The following is an 18,270-nucleotide window of genomic DNA, read 5'->3' as shown; positions in this document are numbered from 1 at the left end:
TCTTGGCGCACCCACTCGTCTATTTCGGATAGCTTGAAACGAAAGAGCCGTCCCACGCGGTGAGCAGGGAGCCCCCGTTCATCGATCCATCTATAAACCGAGTCCTTGGCCACCCCAAGGTGGGCGGCCACCTCAAGGACGCCAACCCAGCGTTCGGAAGCCACCATTTCAATCCTCTCATCAGTTGTCAAAATCACTGCCTATGTATGCCAATCAAACCAGATATAAGTATACGCAACCGGTCCATTCCAGTCAAGGACAAACTGCTGGAATACCGGGAATCTGCTGCGTACATGGCTCCAGATGGTGAGCAGTTACCGAGGTTTTATCGCCAAATTCCGCCGGTTAGCTCTTTGCAGCCCCCAGCCCAGTGATCCACCAGCACATAGAGCCATGTCGGAAGCACGGTTCCGTGGGCCTGCGCCAAAACCAGAACTCGGCGGTAGAGGCAGGGACCGCCGGGGTGAAACCCCCTCCAGCCGGTCAATAGCCGGAAGGCGGTTTTTCGGGATCGTCGAAGGTCAGAAGCCCCCGTACACAGGGGCCCAGGGCGCGCCTGTGCCCTTTTTAGGGAGCCGGTCGGGGGTTGGCTCGGGATTGGACATGCGGGCCGTCACACGCGCCTGTGCCTGCCTGTGCGTATCAGCACGCAGACAGGTGGTCACGTCGGCGAGCGGGTCGGCGATGCCGTGGGCCAGGATGTCCGTCTCGGGCACCTCCAGGACCGGGATTCCGGAGGAGGTCTCAGGCGGGCGTAAGTCGGCGTGGACACGCCGGAAACGACAATACCCCGAGGGGATCACCCCACGGGGTATTGCGTTAAACAGAAACCGCGAAGTTGGCGGATTGAAATCTGGCTCCCCGGGACGGACTTGAACCGCCAACCTAGTGGTTAACAGCCACCCGCTCTGCCGATTGAGCTACCGGGGAATTGATCTTCGCTAGGTTAGCAAACCATTCCCATCTAGTCAATAGAATAACGGATCCCCTTAAATTTTTCAGATCAAGACCATCTTAAATAAAAAAGCCCCCATCTGGGGGCTAAAAATCTATCCCGGCGGCGACCTACTCTCCCACCCACTGACGGGGCAGTACCATCGGCGCTGAAAGGCTTAACTTCCGTGTTCGGAATGGGAACGGGTGTTTCCCTTTCGCTATGGCCACCGGAAAAACTTTTGCCTTTTCAAAAATATAAATAAATACGGGTAAATCGGAACCTATGCGCCTCTGAAAATAAATTATGGTCAAGCCTCACGCCCGATTAGTATCGGTTAGCTTAAGCTGTTGCCAGCCTTACACCTCCGACCTATCAACCTTGTAATCTCCAAGGGGGCTTCAGGGGCTTTCGCCACGGGAAATCTAATCTTGAGGTGGGCTTCCCACTTAGATGCTTTCAGCGGTTATCCCATCCAGACACAGCTACCCAGCTGTACCACTGGCGTGATAACTGGAACACTGGAGGTCTGTCCATCCCGGTCCTCTCGTACTAGGGACAGCTCCTCTCAAATTTCCTGCGCCCACGGTAGATAGGGACCAAACTGTCTCACGACGTTTTAAACCCAGCTCACGTACCGCTTTAATTGGCGAACAGCCAAACCCTTGGGACCTGCTCCAGCCCCAGGATGCGATGAGCCGACATCGAGGTGCCAAACCTCCCCGTCGATATGAACTCTTGGGGGAGATCAGCCTGTTATCCCCGGAGTACCTTTTATCCGTTGAGCGATGGCCCTTCCATTCGGGACCACCGGATCACTAAGACCTGCTTTCGCACCTGCTCGACTTGTAGGTCTCGCAGTCAAGCTCCCTTATGCCTTTACACTCTACGACTGGTTTCCAATCAGTCTGAGGGAACCTTCGCGCGCCTCCGTTACTCTTTAGGAGGCGACCGCCCCAGTCAAACTACCCACCAGGCACTGTCCCTGGCCCGGATAACGGGTCGAGGTTAGGACTCTAGATTGGCCAGGGTGGTATTTCAAGGACGACTCCACCGAGACTGGCGTCCCGGCTTCAAAGTCTCCCACCTATCCTACACAAGCCAACCCAAAACCCAATACCAAGCTATAGTAAAGGTTCACGGGGTCTTTCCGTCTAGCCGCGGGTAACTGGCATCTTCACCAGTACTACAATTTCACTGAGTCCCTGGTCGAGACAGCGGGGTGATCGTTACGCCATTCGTGCAGGTCGGAACTTACCCGACAAGGAATTTCGCTACCTTAGGACCGTTATAGTTACGGCCGCCGTTTACCGGGGCTTCAGTTCGGTGCTTCGCTTGCGCTGACACCTCCCATTAACCTTCCGGCACCGGGCAGGCGTCAGACCCTATACGTCGCCTTACGGCTTAGCAGAGTCCTGTGTTTTTAGTAAACAGTCGCCACCCCCCTTTCACTGCGGTCCATTTCGGCTCCGACCACAAGGGCCCTCACCTAATATGGACACCCCTTCTTCCGAAGTTACGGGGCTATTTTGCAGAGTTCCTTAACCAGGGTTCTCTCACGCGCCTTAGAATTTTCATCCTGTCTACCTGTGTCGGTTTGCGGTACGGTCACCAAAAAGACTCGCTACGAGGCTTTTCTTGGAAGTATGGGATCGGCCGCTTCAGGCCTCAAGGGCCACGTCATCAGCTTTCAGCGTTAACGAGGCTCCGGATTTGCCTGGAACCTCCGCCTACCGCCTTAAACCGGGGCAACCAACGCCCGGCCGGCCTACCCTCCTTCGTCCCCCCTTCGCTCAAACGCCATTTTGGTGGTACAGGAATATTAACCTGTTTCCCATCACCTACGCCTTTCGGCCTCGGCTTAGGGACCGACTAACCCTGAGCAGACGAGCTTTACCCAGGAAACCTTAGACTTACGGCGAGCGGGATTCTCACCCGCTTTATCGCTACTCATGTCAGCATACGCTCTTCCGGGACCTCCACCGGACCTCGCGATCCAGCTTCAACGGCTACCGGAATACTCCCCTACCGATATACCTTTCGGCATATCCCGCAGCTTCGGCAGCATGCTTGAGCCCCGTTTATTTTCGGTGCAGACCCATTCGACCAGTGAGCTATTACGCTTTCTTTAAAGGATGGCTGCTTCTAAGCCAACCTCCTGGTTGTCTAAACGTTTCCACTGCCTTTGACACTTAGCATGCATTTGGGGGCCTTAGCTGGCGATTTGGGCTATTTCCCTTTCGACTACGGATCTTATCACCCGCAGTCTGACTCCCGGACTACACATAGCGGTATTCGGAGTTTGATTGGGTTTGGTAACCTGGTGAGGCCCCTAGCCCATTCAGTGCTCTACCTCCGCTACTCAGCATCCGAGGCCATACCTAGATATGTTTCGGGGAGAACCAGCTATCGCCGAGTTTGATTAGCCTTTCACTCCTATCCACAGCTCATCCAAACCGTTTTCAACCGATATTAGTTCGGGCCTCCAGTAGGTGTTACCCCACCTTCACCCTGGCCATGGATAGATCACCCGGCTTCGGGTCTATTCCCTGCGACTTGACGCCCTATTCAGACTCGCTTTCGCTACGGCTACACCTACCGGCTTAACCTCGCCACAGAGAATAACTCGCTGACTCATTATGCAAAAGGCACGCCGTCACCTGTCTTACAACAGGCTCCGACCGATTGTAGGCAGACGGTTTCAGGTACTATTTCACTCCCCTCTCGGGGTACTTTTCACCTTTCCCTCACGGTACTGGTTCACTATCGGTCATCGGTTAGTATTTAGCCTTGGGAGATGGTCCTCCCAGATTCCCGCAGGGTTCCACGTGCCCTGCGGTACTCGGGATCCCGCTAGGGTGCTTCGGATTTTAACTTACGGGGCTATCACCCTCTATGGCTAGGCTTTCCAGCCTCTTCAGCTAATCTTCTGCATCCCATACCGCGGTCCCACAACCCCAGAAGGCAAGCCTTCTGGTTTGGGCTGTTCCCATTTCGCTCGCCGCTACTTTGGGAATCGCTTTTGCTTTCTTTTCCTCAGGGTACTAAGATGTTTCAGTTCCCCTGGTTCGCCTCTGCAACCTATGTATTCAGTTGCAGATACCTGGACATTGCTCCAGGTGGGTTTCCCCATTCGGAGATCTCCGGATCAAAGCCTGTTTGCGGCTCCCCGAAGCTTATCGCAGCTTGCTACGTCCTTCATCGCCTTCCGATGCCTAGGCATCCACCGTCTGCCCTTAGTAGCTTGACCATAAAAATCAACTCTAAGGACACATAAATTTCATTTACCCATATTTATTTATCAAAGAACATGATGGAGTCGATTTACTCCCTCGAATATATTGAAAAATCAATACATACGAGGCAATAAATCAATTTGTTACCACCGCATGGCCCCTCCGACTTTGGTGGAGGTGAACGGATTCGAACCGATGACCTCCTGCGTGCAAAGCAGGCGCTCTCCCAACTGAGCTACACCCCCAATGACTTCCCAGCAGGAGCGTCTTTTCAATGGCTCGCGGTGGTGGGCCTAGATGGACTTGAACCATCGACCTCACGCTTATCAGGCGTGCGCTCTAACCACCTGAGCTATAGGCCCAAAGTCCATTTCGGCGTCACACCATCGTATTCGATATTCAAAGAACGAATACCTGATCCTTCAAAACTGAATAGTAGTTTTACAGACAGATTGATTCTTACTCCTTAGAAAGGAGGTGATCCAGCCGCAGGTTCCCCTACGGCTACCTTGTTACGACTTCACCCCAATTACTGATCATACCTTGGGCGCCTGTCTCCCTTGCGGGTTAACTCAGCGACTTCTGGTACAACCAACTTTCGTGGTGTGACGGGCGGTGTGTACAAGGCCCGGGAACGTATTCACCGCGGCATGCTGATCCGCGATTACTAGCGATTCCGACTTCACGAAGTCGAGTTGCAGACTTCGATCCGAACTGAGATCGGTTTTTTGGGATTTGCTTGCCCTCACGGGTTCGCTGCCCTTTGTACCGACCATTGTAGCACGTGTGTAGCCCTGGACATAAGGGCCATGAGGACTTGACGTCATCCCCACCTTCCTCCGGTTTAACACCGGCAGTCCCTTTAGAGTGCCCAACTGAATGATGGCAACTAAAGGCAAGGGTTGCGCTCGTTGCGGGACTTAACCCAACATCTCACGACACGAGCTGACGACAGCCATGCAGCACCTGTCTCCAAGCTCCCCCGAAGGGGCACTCCCGTGTCTCCACGGGATTCTTGGGATGTCAAACCCAGGTAAGGTTCTTCGCGTTGCGTCGAATTAAACCACATGCTCCACCGCTTGTGCGGGCCCCCGTCAATTCCTTTGAGTTTTAACCTTGCGGCCGTACTCCCCAGGCGGGGCACTTAATGCGTTAGCTACGGCGTAGGAGGGGTCAATACCCCCTGCACCTAGTGCCCATCGTTTAGGGCGTGGACTACCAGGGTATCTAATCCTGTTTGCTCCCCACGCTTTCGGGTCTCAGCGTCAGTATCCGTCCAGGAAGTCGCCTTCGCCACCGGTATTCCTCCTGATATCTACGGATTTCACTCCTACACCAGGAATTCTACTTCCCTCTCCGGTACTCGAGTCTATCAGTTTCGGATGCACTTCCATGGTTAAGCCATGGACTTTCACACCCGACTTAATAAACCGCCTACACCCGCTTTACGCCCAGTGATTCCGAATAACGCTCGCACCCTCCGTATTACCGCGGCTGCTGGCACGGAGTTAGCCGGTGCTTCCTTCAGGGGTACCGTCAATCCTGACGGATATTAGCCGTCAGGAATTTCTTCCCCCTTGACAGGGCTTTACGACCCGAAGGCCTTCATCACCCACGCGGCGTCGCTGCGTCAGGGTTTCCCCCATTGCGCAATATTCCTCACTGCTGCCTCCCGTAGGAGTCTGGACCGTGTTCCAGTTCCAGTGTGGCTGGTCATCCTCTCAGACCAGCTACCCATCGTCGCCTTGGTAGGCCGTTACCCCACCAACTAGCTAATGGGACGCAGACTCATCCCCAGGCGATAGCTTCCAAGGAGAGGCCACCTTTGATCTGCCAGATCCCTCTGACAGATATTATTTGGAATTAGCTCACCTTTCGGCAAGTTGTTCCAATCCCAGGGGTAGATCATCTACGCGTTACTCACCCGTGCGCCACTCTACTACCAGGGCCGAAGCCCCGGATTCGCGTACGACTTGCATGTGTTAGGCACGCCGCCAGCGTTCATTCTGAGCCAGGATCAAACCCTCCAGTTGAAAAACTGGATAAACACTACCTTATTTGGCGGTGTTTAAAAGATTTGAGGTCTGTCTGTAAACACTATTCAGTTTTCAAAGATCAAGCCAAAAAATATAATTTTAACTTACTATCGCGTCATTTATTTGTCAAGATTTAAATCTTTTATATCCATTCTCCATCTCCAGGCCACCTTTTGGAGGCGGAACTTGAATGGCATTATTGTGCTGGATAAATCTTGATAAATCTTTATAATAGCCTCGATAAAGGTCTTATCTGTTCAGATCTTAAAATAAATATCAGCACAAACCTAAAAATAAAAATTTTAAACTCGATCTTTTGTTTAGTCAAGAACTTCTTTTTTCTCCCCTACACTCAGGGTGCGCTCAGGGCCCGTTCTATATATACTCAATCATCAGAGAACGCAAGGGGGTAAATTGATATTTTATAAATGTTTTACTTTCGCTCAAAAAAACTAAAGAAACAAGGTTGACAAGGCGGAGATTGTTCGTCTATATGGATAAAAAAGATCGCGCCGCACAACCTGATCTCAAAAAAACAATTAAATAAAAAATAAAAGGAGGTTGCCATGTTTCAGATCACGATTGATTATGACAAATGCCAAGGCGACGAAGAGTGTGTAAACGCCTGCCCAGCACAGGTCTATGACTTTGTCGACGGGAAACCGGTGCCGGCAAGGTCCGAGGACTGTTTAGGCTGCGAAACCTGCGTCGAAGTCTGTCCTGTGGGCGCCATAACGGTAGAAGAAGTTTAACCCCCCCAACTTTGGTATGTACCTATCTGCCCCCTGAGGCCTGGGAAACCTTCTTCAGGGGGCTATTTGATACCTTCCATGCACGCCTCATAAAGACCTTTTTCCTGTGCAAGCATCAGACGTGCGGTATGTATGTCCTTTTTTATCTGCAATATCAGCTCATCAGGGCCGGAAAATCTATTTTCATTCCTCAATCTCTCGATGAGATTGAGCTTGATCTCTTTCCCATAGATATCTTCATCAAAATCAAACAGATGGGCCTCGGCCCCAAATTCTTGATCTCCAAATGTCGGGTTGCGGCCTATATTAAGCACGCCGCCATAGCAATAACCGCCAATTATCGCCTGTATCACATAAACCCCGGACTTAGGGCATAAATCCCCCTTATCGATACGTAAATTCGCTGTAGGAAAGCCAAGTAACGGCCCTCCGCGGCGCCTGCCCGGGCGCACAACACCCCTGATCTGATAATATCTTCCAAGCAGGCGAGAAACGGCCCGCATGTCCCCAGCAGCGACAAGCTCTCTTACCTTGGTACTGCTTACCACAACGCCTTCTATTACAACAGGTTCAAGCACATGCACGGCAAAACCAAGCTCCACGCCCGCCTTTCTCAGAAATAGGATATCCCCCTCCCTCCCCTTGCCAAGGGCATAATCATAACCAACCACCAGATTCTTGATGCCGAGCCGCCTATAAAATATCTCGTGCACAAAGTCACTGGCCGACGTCTCCGCCAGCTCCTTGTTAAACGGCAGGATTATGAGATGACCTATGCCCGCCCTATCTATGAGCTCTATCTTGTGCCGCAAGGTACATATCCTTAAAAGTGGATGGTCAGGTCTTAAGACCTTCAAAGGATGCGGCTCAAAGGTAAGCGCCACGGAATCCCCTGAAACCGAGGCTGCAAGCTCCTTTACCTTGCGGAAGAGCGCCTGGTGCCCAAGATGAACCCCGTCGAAGTTCCCGATGGTAAGGGTCGGCCTATCAAGCGGCCTCGATATCTCATCAAGACTGTAATAGGCCTTCATCATCCTCCATCGACCAAGATGATTTTAACGTCGCACACAACAATGCTCCCCTTGACAAGTCCACAACTCACCAGTTTTAATGACCCAAAAAGGCCGAAGTGGCGGAATTGGTAGACGCGCTAGATTCAGGGTCTAGTGAACATCACGTTCGTAGGAGTTCGAGCCTCCTCTTCGGCACCACGGCACTACAACCCTTTTTTAAGACCTGAGGGCCTCTTCAACAAGACCATAAAAGGCATCAAAGGCCTCTAAAAGCCTTTCTTTATAAGGACCTCCCGCCTGCGCCATATCTGCGCGGCCGCCCCCTTTCCCGCCGATTATCAATGCCATGGACTTTATGATGTCACCAGCACTTATGCGACCCACAAGGTCCTTTGTGACTACAACGGTCAATAACGCCTTATCTCCACTTCTGGATCCAAGGGCCACCACCCCTGAACCAAGACCGTCCCTAAACCGGTCGGCCATCTCCCTGAGTATCTTAGGATCCTTGGCACTTACCTCTTTTGCCAATACATTCACACCGTCGATGACCTTGCCCAGAATCGGTTCAAGATCACCGCCCGACCCCGACTGCGCGCCGACGTTCAGCCGCTCGATCTCCTTTTGGAGGAGTTTGATCTGTTCTTGAAGCCTCGCTGTCCGGGAGGCCACCTCAAACCTTGGACACCTAAGGCGCGAAGCGGCAGCGGCGAGCTCGTCTTCGATCTGATGAACAAAGAAAACGGCCGCGCTGCCCGTGTACGCCTCTATCCTTCTAATACCGGAGGCCACACTCGACTCGGCAATGATCTTGAAAAGCCCTATCCTGCCAGTACGGTCTATATGTGTGCCGCCGCAGAGTTCCATGCTGAATCCAGGCACCTCGACAACCCGCACCTCATCCCCGTACTTCTCTCCAAAAAGCGCTATTGCACCCATGGCCAAGGCCTCCTTATAGGGCACTACACTTGTTTTAACGGCCTTGTCGTCACGGATCCACTGGTTCACCAGGTCCTCGACCCTTCTAATCTCTTCACTCGTGAGCGCTGAAAAGTGATTAAAATCAAAACGAAGTCTCTGAGGTGTAACCAGGGAACCAGCCTGTTTCACATGAACGCCCAAGACGGTCCTTAAGGCTGCATGCAGGAGATGGGCTGCCGTATGATTCCTGGCTGTATCCATCCTCAGTCCCTTATTCACGCGGAGACTGACCTTGTCGCCTACCCTCAAAATACCATTTGTTACATCTATCTGATGCAGGATCAAACCACCCCGCTTTACAACATCTCTTACCTCCGCCCTGCCTAAAGGTCCTTCTACACAACCGCTGTCACCCACCTGCCCCCCTGATTCAGCATAGAAAGGCGTCTGCGCGACAACGAGCTCACCTGTCCATCCCACGCCTGCCTCACTAGACGATCGCCCATCCCTTACAAGGGCCAAAATCTCGGCATCAGCCGCAAGTCTATCATAACCCACAAAACACCCGCCCATACCAGAGTCGAGAAGACGCCTATATACCTCAGGGACATCCCCCACTGAAACCTCATGGCGCGCCCTTTTTGAACGCTCGCGCTGCTCGATCATGGCCTTCTCGAAACCGTCACGGTCAAGCGAAAGGCCCTTTTCTCTGGCCACGTCCTGAAGTATGTCGATTGGAAAACCGTAGGTGTCGTAAAGCCTGAAGGCGAATGCGCCGTCTATCAAGGCGATCCTTTCCCTCAACAACTCATCGACCTTTTCAGCGAGCAATCTGAGACCCGTCTCGAGCGTCTCGCCGAAACGCATCTCTTCATGCCCTATCACCTGGCGGAAAAGGGGAGCCGCATCTTTGAGCTCAGGATAATCAAGACCCATCCCAATAGCCACAGCCTCGGCCATCTCTCCCAAAAAAGGTCCGTCGAGTCCGATCACACGGCCGTATCTGGCGGCCCTGCGTATTATACGCCTCAGTACATAGCCCCTGCCTTCATTCGAAGGCATAACCCCGTCCGCTACCAAAAACGCCGATGCCCTGGCGTGATCGGCTATCACCCTCATGGCCACATCCCAACCTGGATCAGAACCATAAGACTTACCAGCCAGCCAGCTTATCTTGGAAATCAACGGCGAAAACAGGTCTGAATCGAAATTGCTGAGCTTCCCCTGGCATACGGCCGCTATACGCTCAAGACCCATACCGGTGTCTATGCTCTTCTTCGGCAGCGGCTGAAGGGTGCCTGATCGATCCCTGAAATACTGCATAAAAACCAGGTTCCATATCTCTAAAAAACGATCGCATTCACAGCCGACTCGGCAATCAGCCCTACCACAACCGACCCCCTCACCCTGGTCAAAAATAATCTCGGAGCACGGGCCACATGGCCCAGTATCGCCCATCGCCCAAAAATTGTCTCTTTCCCCAAGCCTCACCACCCTCTCAGGCGGCATCCCGGTCAAGGTGGTCCAGAGCTTACCCGCCTCGTCATCATCCCTGAAGACGGTCACCCACAAGCGATCCACCGGCAGACCAAGCCATTCGGTCAAAAACTCCCAGGCATATGCTATGGCATCATCCTTAAAATAATCGCCGAAAGAGAAATTGCCGAGCATCTCAAAAAATGTATGGTGTCTGGCCGTATAACCGACATTTTCAAGGTCGTTGTGCTTTCCGCCGGCCCTCACGCACTTCTGGCATGTAGCGGCCCTTGAATAAGGCCTCGTCTCTTCACCCAAAAAGACCCTTTTAAACTGCACCATGCCGGCATTGGTGAAGAGAAGCGTCGGATCGTCCTGTGGAACAATAGCCGAACTTGGAACAATGGCATGGCCTTTTTTAGCGAAAAAATCCAAAAAAAGCCTCCTGATTTCCGAACCTGAACGTTTATCCATAAAAAACACCTTCAAAAACCCTCCAGTGGCCTGGACGGACATAGAGCCGACCTGCCTCTTGACTGATCCTTCAGACTTCGGATCTTACTAGCCTTCTTGGACATCGATAGGTCTGGCCGCCTTGATGCCGTAGACTTCCCTTATCTGCCTTTCGATCTTATCCGCGACATCAGGGTGTTCTTTTAAGAATATGCGCACGTTTTCCCTGCCCTGGCCAAGCCGCTCGCCTTCATAAGAATACCAGGCACCGCTCTTCTCTATTATATCCACCGCTGCGGCAAGGTCGATAAGCGAGGCCTCCCTTGAAATGCCCTCGCCGTAATAGATGTCGAACTCGGCCTCCTTGAAAGGCGGGGCTATCTTATTCTTTACCACCTTCACCCTGGTGCGGTTACCTATGACGTCAGCGCCTTCTTTTAGCGATGAGATACGCCTGATGTCAAGCCGTACCGTTGCATAAAACTTGAGGGCGTTCCCGCCTGTAGTGGTCTCAGGGCTCCCGAACATAACCCCTATCTTCATACGGATCTGGTTTATAAAGACAAGGACCGTCTTGGTGCGGTTCAGATTGCCGGCAAGCTTCCTCAATGCCTGAGACATGAGCCTCGCCTGAAGACCCACATGCTGATCGCCCATTTCCCCTTCGATCTCTGCCTTTGGGACGAGCGCCGCCACCGAATCTACTACTATGATGTCAATGGCACCGCTCCTGACCAAGGCGTCCACGATCTCAAGGGCCTGTTCACCGAAATCAGGCTGGGATACCAGAAGGTCATCGGTGTTTACGCCGAGCTTCTTTGCGTATGTCGCATCAAGGGCGTGTTCGGCGTCCACAAATGCGGCCATCCCGCCCATCTTTTGCGCCTCTGCTATCATATGGAGCGCCAAGGTGGTCTTTCCGGAAGACTCCGGCCCGAATATCTCTACAATCCTGCCCCTCGGCACTCCGCCTATCCCGATGGCCATATCTACCACGATAGAGCCTGTTGGAATTACAGAGACATCCTCCACGCCCCCCCTATCGCCGAGCCTCATGACGGTACCCTGACCGAACTGCTTCTGGATCTGGGCGATGGCGATATCGACCGCCCTTTTTTTGTCTTTCATTGTAGGATCAGACATGATTTATCCCTCCTCGTCGGCAATAAATAGACCAACAATACCCATTGGGCGCCCATTTTAAAAGCTATCGCGACACCCTGCAAACAAAATCAGGGATAAAATCCCTCAGAGACGCCCGGCAACCAGTTAAGGGCCCTGACTACAGCCAATCCGTCTGAAAAAAAATCAATGACATTTATACAAGAAAAATCCTGGTGTATGCTGAAGATGTTTTGCAAGGGCAGACCTACGGCCTTTGCAATTATGACCCTATTCACCCCGCCGTGGGACACAACAGCTACAATCCTGCCATGATATTCCGAAACCACCTGCTGAATAAGACCCCATGCCCTCTCAGCGAGATCACCCACACTTTCCCCCATAGGTGGCCTGTAGGACTCAAGATTAGACATCCGCTTCTTTATGGCGCCGGGAAACCTCATCTCAATTTCATCCCAACCAAGCCCAGTCCAGAGACCGAAATCCAATTCTCTGAGTTCTCGACGGGCCTCGACCCCAACCCCCCTTGCCGCGGCTATGGCCCTTGCCAGGAAGAGACATCTGGAAAGATCACTGCTCAACACCCATGAGATCGGCACTGGCTCAAGGACCCTGGACACCGTTAGGGAACTCTTCTTGCCACGTTCGGAAAGAGGAACGTCCATCTGGCTGTAAAAGACAGCCTTTGCGGCATCGACCTCGCCGTGTCTGAGGAGAATGATGCGTGTCGCCTCGCTGCAAGACACGTCTTTTATGCCCCCCTAGGTGCATAGACGCCGCCTGCAACCATAAACACGGCCTCTGTAAGCTCTAGAAATGCGCCAAGCATGTCCCCTGTGATGCCACCAAACCTCCTTTTGAAATAAAAGGAGGCTGCAAGACCACAAACAACCGCCCCTAGGGATATAAGAAGCCCTGCCATGCCGGACAAAAACCATGCGGCCGAAAAGGCAGTCAATCCTGAAAAAAATAGGGTCCGCCTGGTCTTTCCCCCGACGAATGCCGCACCGAGACCACCCGATGGCCTTGCATACGTCGAAGATGCTGCAAGGACATTTAAGCCCCACCTGGAAAGACATGGTGCAAGCAAGAAGACCTGCCAGAGACCCTTTTGCGACGCGGTCGAAAGGGCCGACGCCTTTAAAAGCAGCACAAACATTAGAGAAACGGCCCCAAACGCACCTATGCGGCTATCCTTCATTATGACAAGCGCCTCTTCAGCCGGCTTACCGCTCCCGAGCGCATCAAACGTATCGGAAAGGCCGTCGAGATGAAGACCTCTCGTAAGAAATGCAAGTGCAGCAGCATCTATGACGCCCAGAGACTGCACGGTGCAGATGCCGCGCAGGGATGAATCAATGCCAAGAACGATGCAGCCCAACATGAGACCTACCAAAGGAAAATAGGAAAGGGATGCCGTCAACTCCGCATCTTTCACTACAAGTCGCGGGGCAACAGGAATAATGGTCAAAAACTGGATGGCGATCAGTAGGGCCTTAATCCCTAATCCTCCCACTCCGTATTGATCCTGTGAATCACCTTCTGGACATACGGAAGCTTTTCGGGCGGGCATACGCCCAGCAAAGGCGCACCCTGTTCGACAAGGCTCCCCGGTTCAAAATAGGTCTTGTATATTACACCGCCTATGCCGTCATAGGTTATGATCGTATCACGTTTCATGAGCGACATGATTATGATCTCGTCCCCGGGCTTGACAACCAAGGCGGCCCTGGGTTGTTTCTCGAGCTTCGATGCAATGTCTGTTGCAAGGAAATATCTTGCATTCTCAGGCGCCCGAAAGATAATGAGCACCTCTTTCAATATCCGATCGACTATCTCTTCCTTGGTAAGCTTATGACGAATGGACAGCACCCTCACACCTGCCTCGACAAAGCCGCCCTCGAGTTCATGCCTGATCTTTATGATCTCTCCGCCGCAGGGTGCCGTAATCTTCTTTACGTTGCGCTCCCGCTCAAGGATATAAAGGAGGGTCCCTGGCTTGTGCAGCCATTTGCCACCAGGACCCCTTACCTCCTGCCCTTCCTTTATCTGGAAAGAAATGATGCCGGTATGGGGCGTCACAAGTTCCCGCTCCTCAAAGGGATGCGAGCGATAACTCCGCAACAGATCGTTTAGGTTTATGTCCGCCATGGCCTTATTTTTTATTTGTAATAGAGATTGGGCCCGCCCATTGTCATTAGGGCCTCGTAAAGGTTTTTACGGAACTCCCGCCTGTCCCAAATGCCCTGTATGTGCCCCCTTTTCAAGGCATTTTTGGCGCTGTGGTAGTCAGGCGGCACATCCTCGCCCGTAGTCTCCCTTATCACCCTGGGACCTGCAAAGCCGATCCTGGTGGAGCGTATTGCGAACTGATACGGCGAACACCCGAGAAAGCTCGCGACAGGCCCTGCATAAGAATTATTGTCGTACACCACGATATAAAGGCCGCCGCTGTCTATATATTCCCGCACCGCCATGGTGCACTTGGGCATCTGTATGACACCCAACGTCCCTTCGTGTATCCTGATGCCGCCGGTCGTATGTATGTAGGAGAGGAAAGGGCGCCTGGTTATCCTTGCCCTGTCACAGGCCCTTACGAACTTCTCCCCCTCGGCCGCACCCACCGTACCGTTTCTGAAGTCACCAAACAACATGGCCACCACCAGTTTGATGTTTTGGATCTTGGCGTCAAAGGTGATCATGCTGGAGCGCCGCCCTGTCCTTTTTATATCTTTCTCAAGCCGACTCTGAAAACCTTCAAATCCAAGGGGATTGATCGAAACGATATTTGTATTGAACTCCTCTACAGAACCCTTGTCGAAGAGGTGCTCAAGGTACCAACGGTACTCCAGAGGGAAATGATGTCCGCAAGTAGGACATACCCCGCAAAATTCCCCGTAAAGATCAGGGACCCAGAGGTCGAGACAGCCGTACTTCGAGGCATTGGGACAGGATACTGTGCGGTCTTCATTTGCAAGCGGACTTACATATGCCTCCCATTCCTCGGCAAAGATCGATACATGCTCCTGCATGCCGCCCCGCCCGCCCTTAGACGCACGCTCGGGACGCGGGAAGACGAATTCATAAGCCGCCCTTACCGGACGTGTCACCTTATTAAGGAGCACAGACCCCTCGCTCGAGACCTCTTCGATGACCTTCATCACATTCCTCTGATGAGACCTTAGGAGCCCATATCTTATCTCATAATAACTCTGACTGGCCAGGTCCTTGGCCTTACCTAAGCCGAGGATCGACGATGTGGCCTCCTCACCGTAAAATCCCTTGGCCATCTCGCGGTATTTTTTGGATCTCAACTCTAGAAGCCGCTCTATCTCGGGCTCCGTAAGGTCCCAATTGATGACCAGATCGAAGTCCTCCGGCACCCCTTCCTTCTCGGCATTCCGTATATTCAATGCATAGGCCCTAAAGGCCCGAAAGCTCTTGGTCTTGAGGACGACTTCGTCCGTCGCCCTTATAAGTTCGTATCGGAGCCTTCGAAAGAATACATAGTCATCCCTCCTTGCCCCAAGCGGCGGCTCTTCAACAATTCGGTCTATGGTGCCAAGGCGCAGGTTGTCTTGGGCCGTAAGCTTGAGTTGCGCAGCGCAGTGTTCCACAAGTTCCTTTGGAAGCTTCTCACCCTCTCTTATCTTTCCCTCAATGGCCGCAGCCCCTTCAGGGGAGATGACTGAATAATAGCCTCTTGAACCCATAAGGCGTATATCTGAAAGACCAATGGCCTCTGCCCCGCCCGACCCGCCTTCCGAGATAAAAGAGACCATCGGCGTCTTCAGTCTAGCCATGGCATAGATGTTTCTGGCTATCTGCTGGGCTGCGCCCGGATAATCCTCTATCGGAAAAGAGCCTGGTGTAAAGATGAAAAAATGGATAGGTATGCCCTCAGTCTCGGCTACTTTCATATATCTCAATGCCTTGGCATTTCCCCATGGACGTGCGCATCCGCCATTTCTGTACTCCTCGCCCCTGCCTTTTTCATGCCCTATGACCATAACCTGATGACTGTAAGTCTTGTTTTTCATACGACGCGAGATCGTGGCCCTTGCAACCACAACGGCGGGATCGACGTTGCATTCACCATCTCCGCCGAGCTCGGTGAACGAATCGTATACGTTTTCAAGTATGTCAGAAAGGGTGAAGCGCTGGGAGCTCCTGACAATATTGACGATCTCAGCAGGAGAAAGTGATTCCGCAGCCTCGCGCTCAAGGGAAGAGACCCTGTCCCTGATTTTATCTATCTCGGCGAAGATCGATGCCTCATCAAGCTCATAAATATCCCTGCGCAATGACTGGACATCGTCCAACAGCGCGCCGAGGTCTTTCCATGCAAGGCCGCCCTTGACGTCGATGAGGTATGCGATGCGTTCGGCAAGCTGACTCAACAGTTTGCTACTGTCTTTCATATATTTTATATCCGCGTGCATTTAGATATGAGGCCGCAGGCGCAGGCCGGCATCAAAACTTGAGCACATTATCTATGCGCTCGGCCAGATAATCAAGATTAGTGACAGCAGCCCCGCCCTGGGCGTCGGATCCTTCTATTACAACGCCTTTCAAAAACTCCATGGCCCTTGTCTTGGCCTCCTCCGTACTTTCACCCCAAATTACAGCCAGGGCAAGGTTCGGATCGTACTCAGTTGGAATACTGTAAGCCCTGTCCCTTGGAACGTGTGTATAGACCTTGGCCCACGGCACATCAGGAAAATCAAAGCGCTTGATGACCCCGCACCATGGCCTAAATCCCCGCCTTGCGTCCTCAGCAACTATCCTCAGCTCTATGCTCGTCCCTTCTAAAAATATGTCTTCCTGCCGATAGCCGAGCTTCTCGCCCATAGCCACCCTTATCTGTTCCTTGATAAGATCGGGATAGCCGTCTCTACCTTTGATCCTGGATATGCGGGCCGATATCCCGTTTTCCACCTGAATGCGGGTATTGACCTCCAGGAGATACGGAGAACCATCCCTGGTCACCACCCACTCCCATGTCCCGACACTATCGTAACCCACGTGTCTCGCAAGGCGCACCGAATATGCGACCATGCGATCCAGAACCGCCCTTGCATCAAACGGATATTCAAAGCTGTCCGGATCAAACCCGGGCGCGACCTCCACACGCTTTTGCCTGCCCGAGCTCTGGATCGTGCAATTCCTCGTACCGAAATGTACCACCTCGCCATGACGGCTGCACAGAAGCTGCACCTCAATATGCTGATAGTCTCTAAGGTTCTGTTCTATCAATACGCCATCGTCGCCGAACTGTCTCTTGGCATAATTCTGTATCCTGCGATAGACACGTCTAAAGGCGTCGAGATGCGTCACTTCTTCTATACCCATGCCACCCCCGCCGGCCGATGCCTTGACAAGGATGGATGGATGTTGAACGCCCTGCTCCTTCTGTATGAAAAAGAGGTCCTCGGCCAAGGCCTCGGCATCGATCTCATTGTAAATAGGGCCGTCTGAGCCAGGGATCACAGGGATGCCCAAAGACTTCGCCAGACGTTTGGTATTGATCTTGCTGCCGAGGTCCCTTATGACCTCCCATCTCGGCCCGATAAAGACAAGGGGCCTCGAGCGCATCTCAGCCCTCCTGGCGAAACGGAAATTCTCGGCAAAGAAACCGTATCCGGGATGGATGGCCGTGCAGCCCACCTGATCGGCAACAGCGAATATCTCATTAGGGTCTTTGTAGCTCGCGATACAATAAGCCCTTTTTACGCCGTCTTTATCATCGCACTTGGCAAGGCTGACATGAAGCGAGGCTTCATCCTCCGGGGCATAGACCACGCAATAGTCAAGGCCTAGATCTTTGCAAGCATCCATAATGCGGATGGCTATCTCTCCGCGGTTTGCTATCAGTACCCGTTCCTTACACATGGTTCCCCTTTTATTTTCCGAACGGTTATACTAGATTTAAAGATTAGAGTCAATTTACAGACTTGCCGACGTCTTAAAAAGGATGATCTCTAAAAGTCATTTATGAGATGGCTAAGCAAAAATCGTCATGCAAGGCGCACAAATCCTGAGGAATGAGGCGTACCTCCTGTACGCCGCAGTGACGAAGGATGCAGCGCAACACGGCGGCTGGCAACCTTTTGTGTTGTGATGCCCTCAAAAAAAGGGGGGTGACAAGTTTTCAAAAACAAGTTAAAAAAATGTGGCCTTGGCGCGAGCGACACAACAACTACAAAAAATGACTTGCCCTCGTAGCTCAGTGGATAGAGCACAGGATTCCTAATCCTGGTGCCGCAGGTTCGATCCCTGCCGGGGGCACCACTTCACCTTTAAAGATAAGGCCGAATATTCCGATAT

9 protein-coding genes, 5 tRNA genes, 3 rRNA genes and 1 pseudogene are annotated in these 18,270 nt (G+C 52.5%); 3 read left to right on the top strand and 15 right to left on the bottom strand.

The features are described 5' to 3' along the window. Positions 1-5: 5 nt before the first annotated feature. From LGS26_RS03260 to LGS26_RS03230, 7 genes and pseudogenes are all read right to left on the bottom strand, one after another. Positions 6-167 (bottom strand): annotated as a pseudogene (locus LGS26_RS03260) (helix-turn-helix domain-containing protein); the annotation flags it as partial. 687 nt (positions 168-854) lie between these two features. Next, positions 855-930: transfer RNA gene (locus tag LGS26_RS03255), tRNA-Asn, on the bottom strand. 122 nt (positions 931-1,052) lie between these two features. Beyond that, a 5S ribosomal RNA gene (gene rrf / locus LGS26_RS03250) occupies positions 1,053-1,168 on the bottom strand. A 72-nt stretch (positions 1,169-1,240) separates the two neighbouring features. Continuing rightward, positions 1,241-4,184 (bottom strand): 23S ribosomal RNA (locus LGS26_RS03245). Between the two features lie 155 nt (positions 4,185-4,339). Then, a tRNA-Ala gene (locus tag LGS26_RS03240) sits at positions 4,340-4,415 on the bottom strand. A gap of 40 nt (positions 4,416-4,455) precedes the next feature. Continuing rightward, positions 4,456-4,532, bottom strand: a tRNA-Ile gene (locus LGS26_RS03235). A gap of 108 nt (positions 4,533-4,640) precedes the next feature. Continuing rightward, positions 4,641-6,203 (bottom strand): 16S ribosomal RNA (locus LGS26_RS03230). The 16S, 23S and 5S rRNA genes sit together here with 3 tRNA genes alongside, the layout of an rRNA operon. A gap of 569 nt (positions 6,204-6,772) precedes the next feature. On the opposite strand from LGS26_RS03230, the gene LGS26_RS03225 reads away from it, so the two are divergent. After that, on the top strand, positions 6,773-6,958 hold the full coding sequence (locus LGS26_RS03225; protein ID WP_237889218.1) for a 4Fe-4S dicluster domain-containing protein: 186 nt from the start codon (positions 6,773-6,775) through the stop codon (positions 6,956-6,958). 62 nt (positions 6,959-7,020) lie between these two features. On the opposite strand, the gene LGS26_RS03220 is transcribed toward LGS26_RS03225, so the two are convergent. Next, positions 7,021-7,992 carry a bifunctional riboflavin kinase/FAD synthetase gene (locus LGS26_RS03220; protein ID WP_330873322.1) on the bottom strand — a complete coding sequence of 324 codons (972 nt, stop codon included), beginning with the start codon at positions 7,990-7,992 and terminating at the stop codon, positions 7,021-7,023. Between the two features lie 89 nt (positions 7,993-8,081). Here LGS26_RS03220 and LGS26_RS03215 point away from each other — a divergent pair. Beyond that, positions 8,082-8,169: transfer RNA gene (locus LGS26_RS03215), tRNA-Leu, on the top strand. Positions 8,170-8,187: 18 nt separating this feature from the next. Here the strand turns inward: LGS26_RS03215 and alaS are convergent. The 7 genes from alaS to LGS26_RS03180 all read right to left on the bottom strand — a co-directional run bounded on the left by alaS (position 8,188) and on the right by LGS26_RS03180 (position 17,835). Then, positions 8,188-10,842 (bottom strand): alanine--tRNA ligase, encoded by a 2,655-nt coding sequence (alaS, locus tag LGS26_RS03210; protein ID WP_237889217.1) that lies wholly within the window; start codon positions 10,840-10,842, stop codon positions 8,188-8,190. 87 nt (positions 10,843-10,929) lie between these two features. Next, on the bottom strand, positions 10,930-11,949 hold the full coding sequence (recA, locus tag LGS26_RS03205) for a recombinase RecA (protein WP_237889835.1): 1,020 nt from the start codon (positions 11,947-11,949) through the stop codon (positions 10,930-10,932). Between the two features lie 104 nt (positions 11,950-12,053). Next, positions 12,054-12,689, bottom strand: coding sequence for a histidine phosphatase family protein (locus LGS26_RS03200; RefSeq protein WP_237889216.1), 636 nt, complete (start codon positions 12,687-12,689; stop codon positions 12,054-12,056). A 5-nt stretch (positions 12,690-12,694) separates the two neighbouring features. Then, a complete protein-coding gene (gene cobS, locus LGS26_RS03195) occupies positions 12,695-13,459 on the bottom strand; it encodes an adenosylcobinamide-GDP ribazoletransferase (RefSeq protein WP_237889215.1) in 765 nt (254 codons plus the stop codon). Beyond that, a complete protein-coding gene (locus tag LGS26_RS03190) occupies positions 13,447-14,094 on the bottom strand; it encodes a hypothetical protein (RefSeq protein WP_237889214.1) in 648 nt (215 codons plus the stop codon). The genes cobS and LGS26_RS03190 overlap by 13 nt, the downstream gene beginning before the upstream one ends. A gap of 11 nt (positions 14,095-14,105) precedes the next feature. Then, positions 14,106-16,364, bottom strand: a complete 2,259-nt coding sequence (locus LGS26_RS03185) for an acetyl-CoA carboxylase carboxyl transferase subunit alpha/beta (RefSeq protein ID WP_237889213.1) — start codon at positions 16,362-16,364, stop codon at positions 14,106-14,108. Positions 16,365-16,416: 52 nt separating this feature from the next. Then, complete coding sequence (locus LGS26_RS03180; RefSeq protein ID WP_237889212.1) at positions 16,417-17,835, bottom strand: ATP-binding protein; 1,419 nt, start codon at positions 17,833-17,835, stop codon at positions 16,417-16,419. A 323-nt stretch (positions 17,836-18,158) separates the two neighbouring features. On the opposite strand from LGS26_RS03180, the gene LGS26_RS03175 reads away from it, so the two are divergent. Beyond that, positions 18,159-18,234, top strand: a tRNA-Arg gene (locus tag LGS26_RS03175). Positions 18,235-18,270: the final 36 nt, after the last annotated feature.

Source organism: Dissulfurimicrobium hydrothermale (assembly GCF_022026155.1).
Taxonomy (GTDB): domain Bacteria; phylum Desulfobacterota; class Dissulfuribacteria; order Dissulfuribacterales; family Sh68; genus Dissulfurimicrobium; species Dissulfurimicrobium hydrothermale.
The sequence above is the reverse complement of the archived record's forward strand: the minus strand, read 5'-3'. Positions and strand labels throughout refer to the sequence as shown.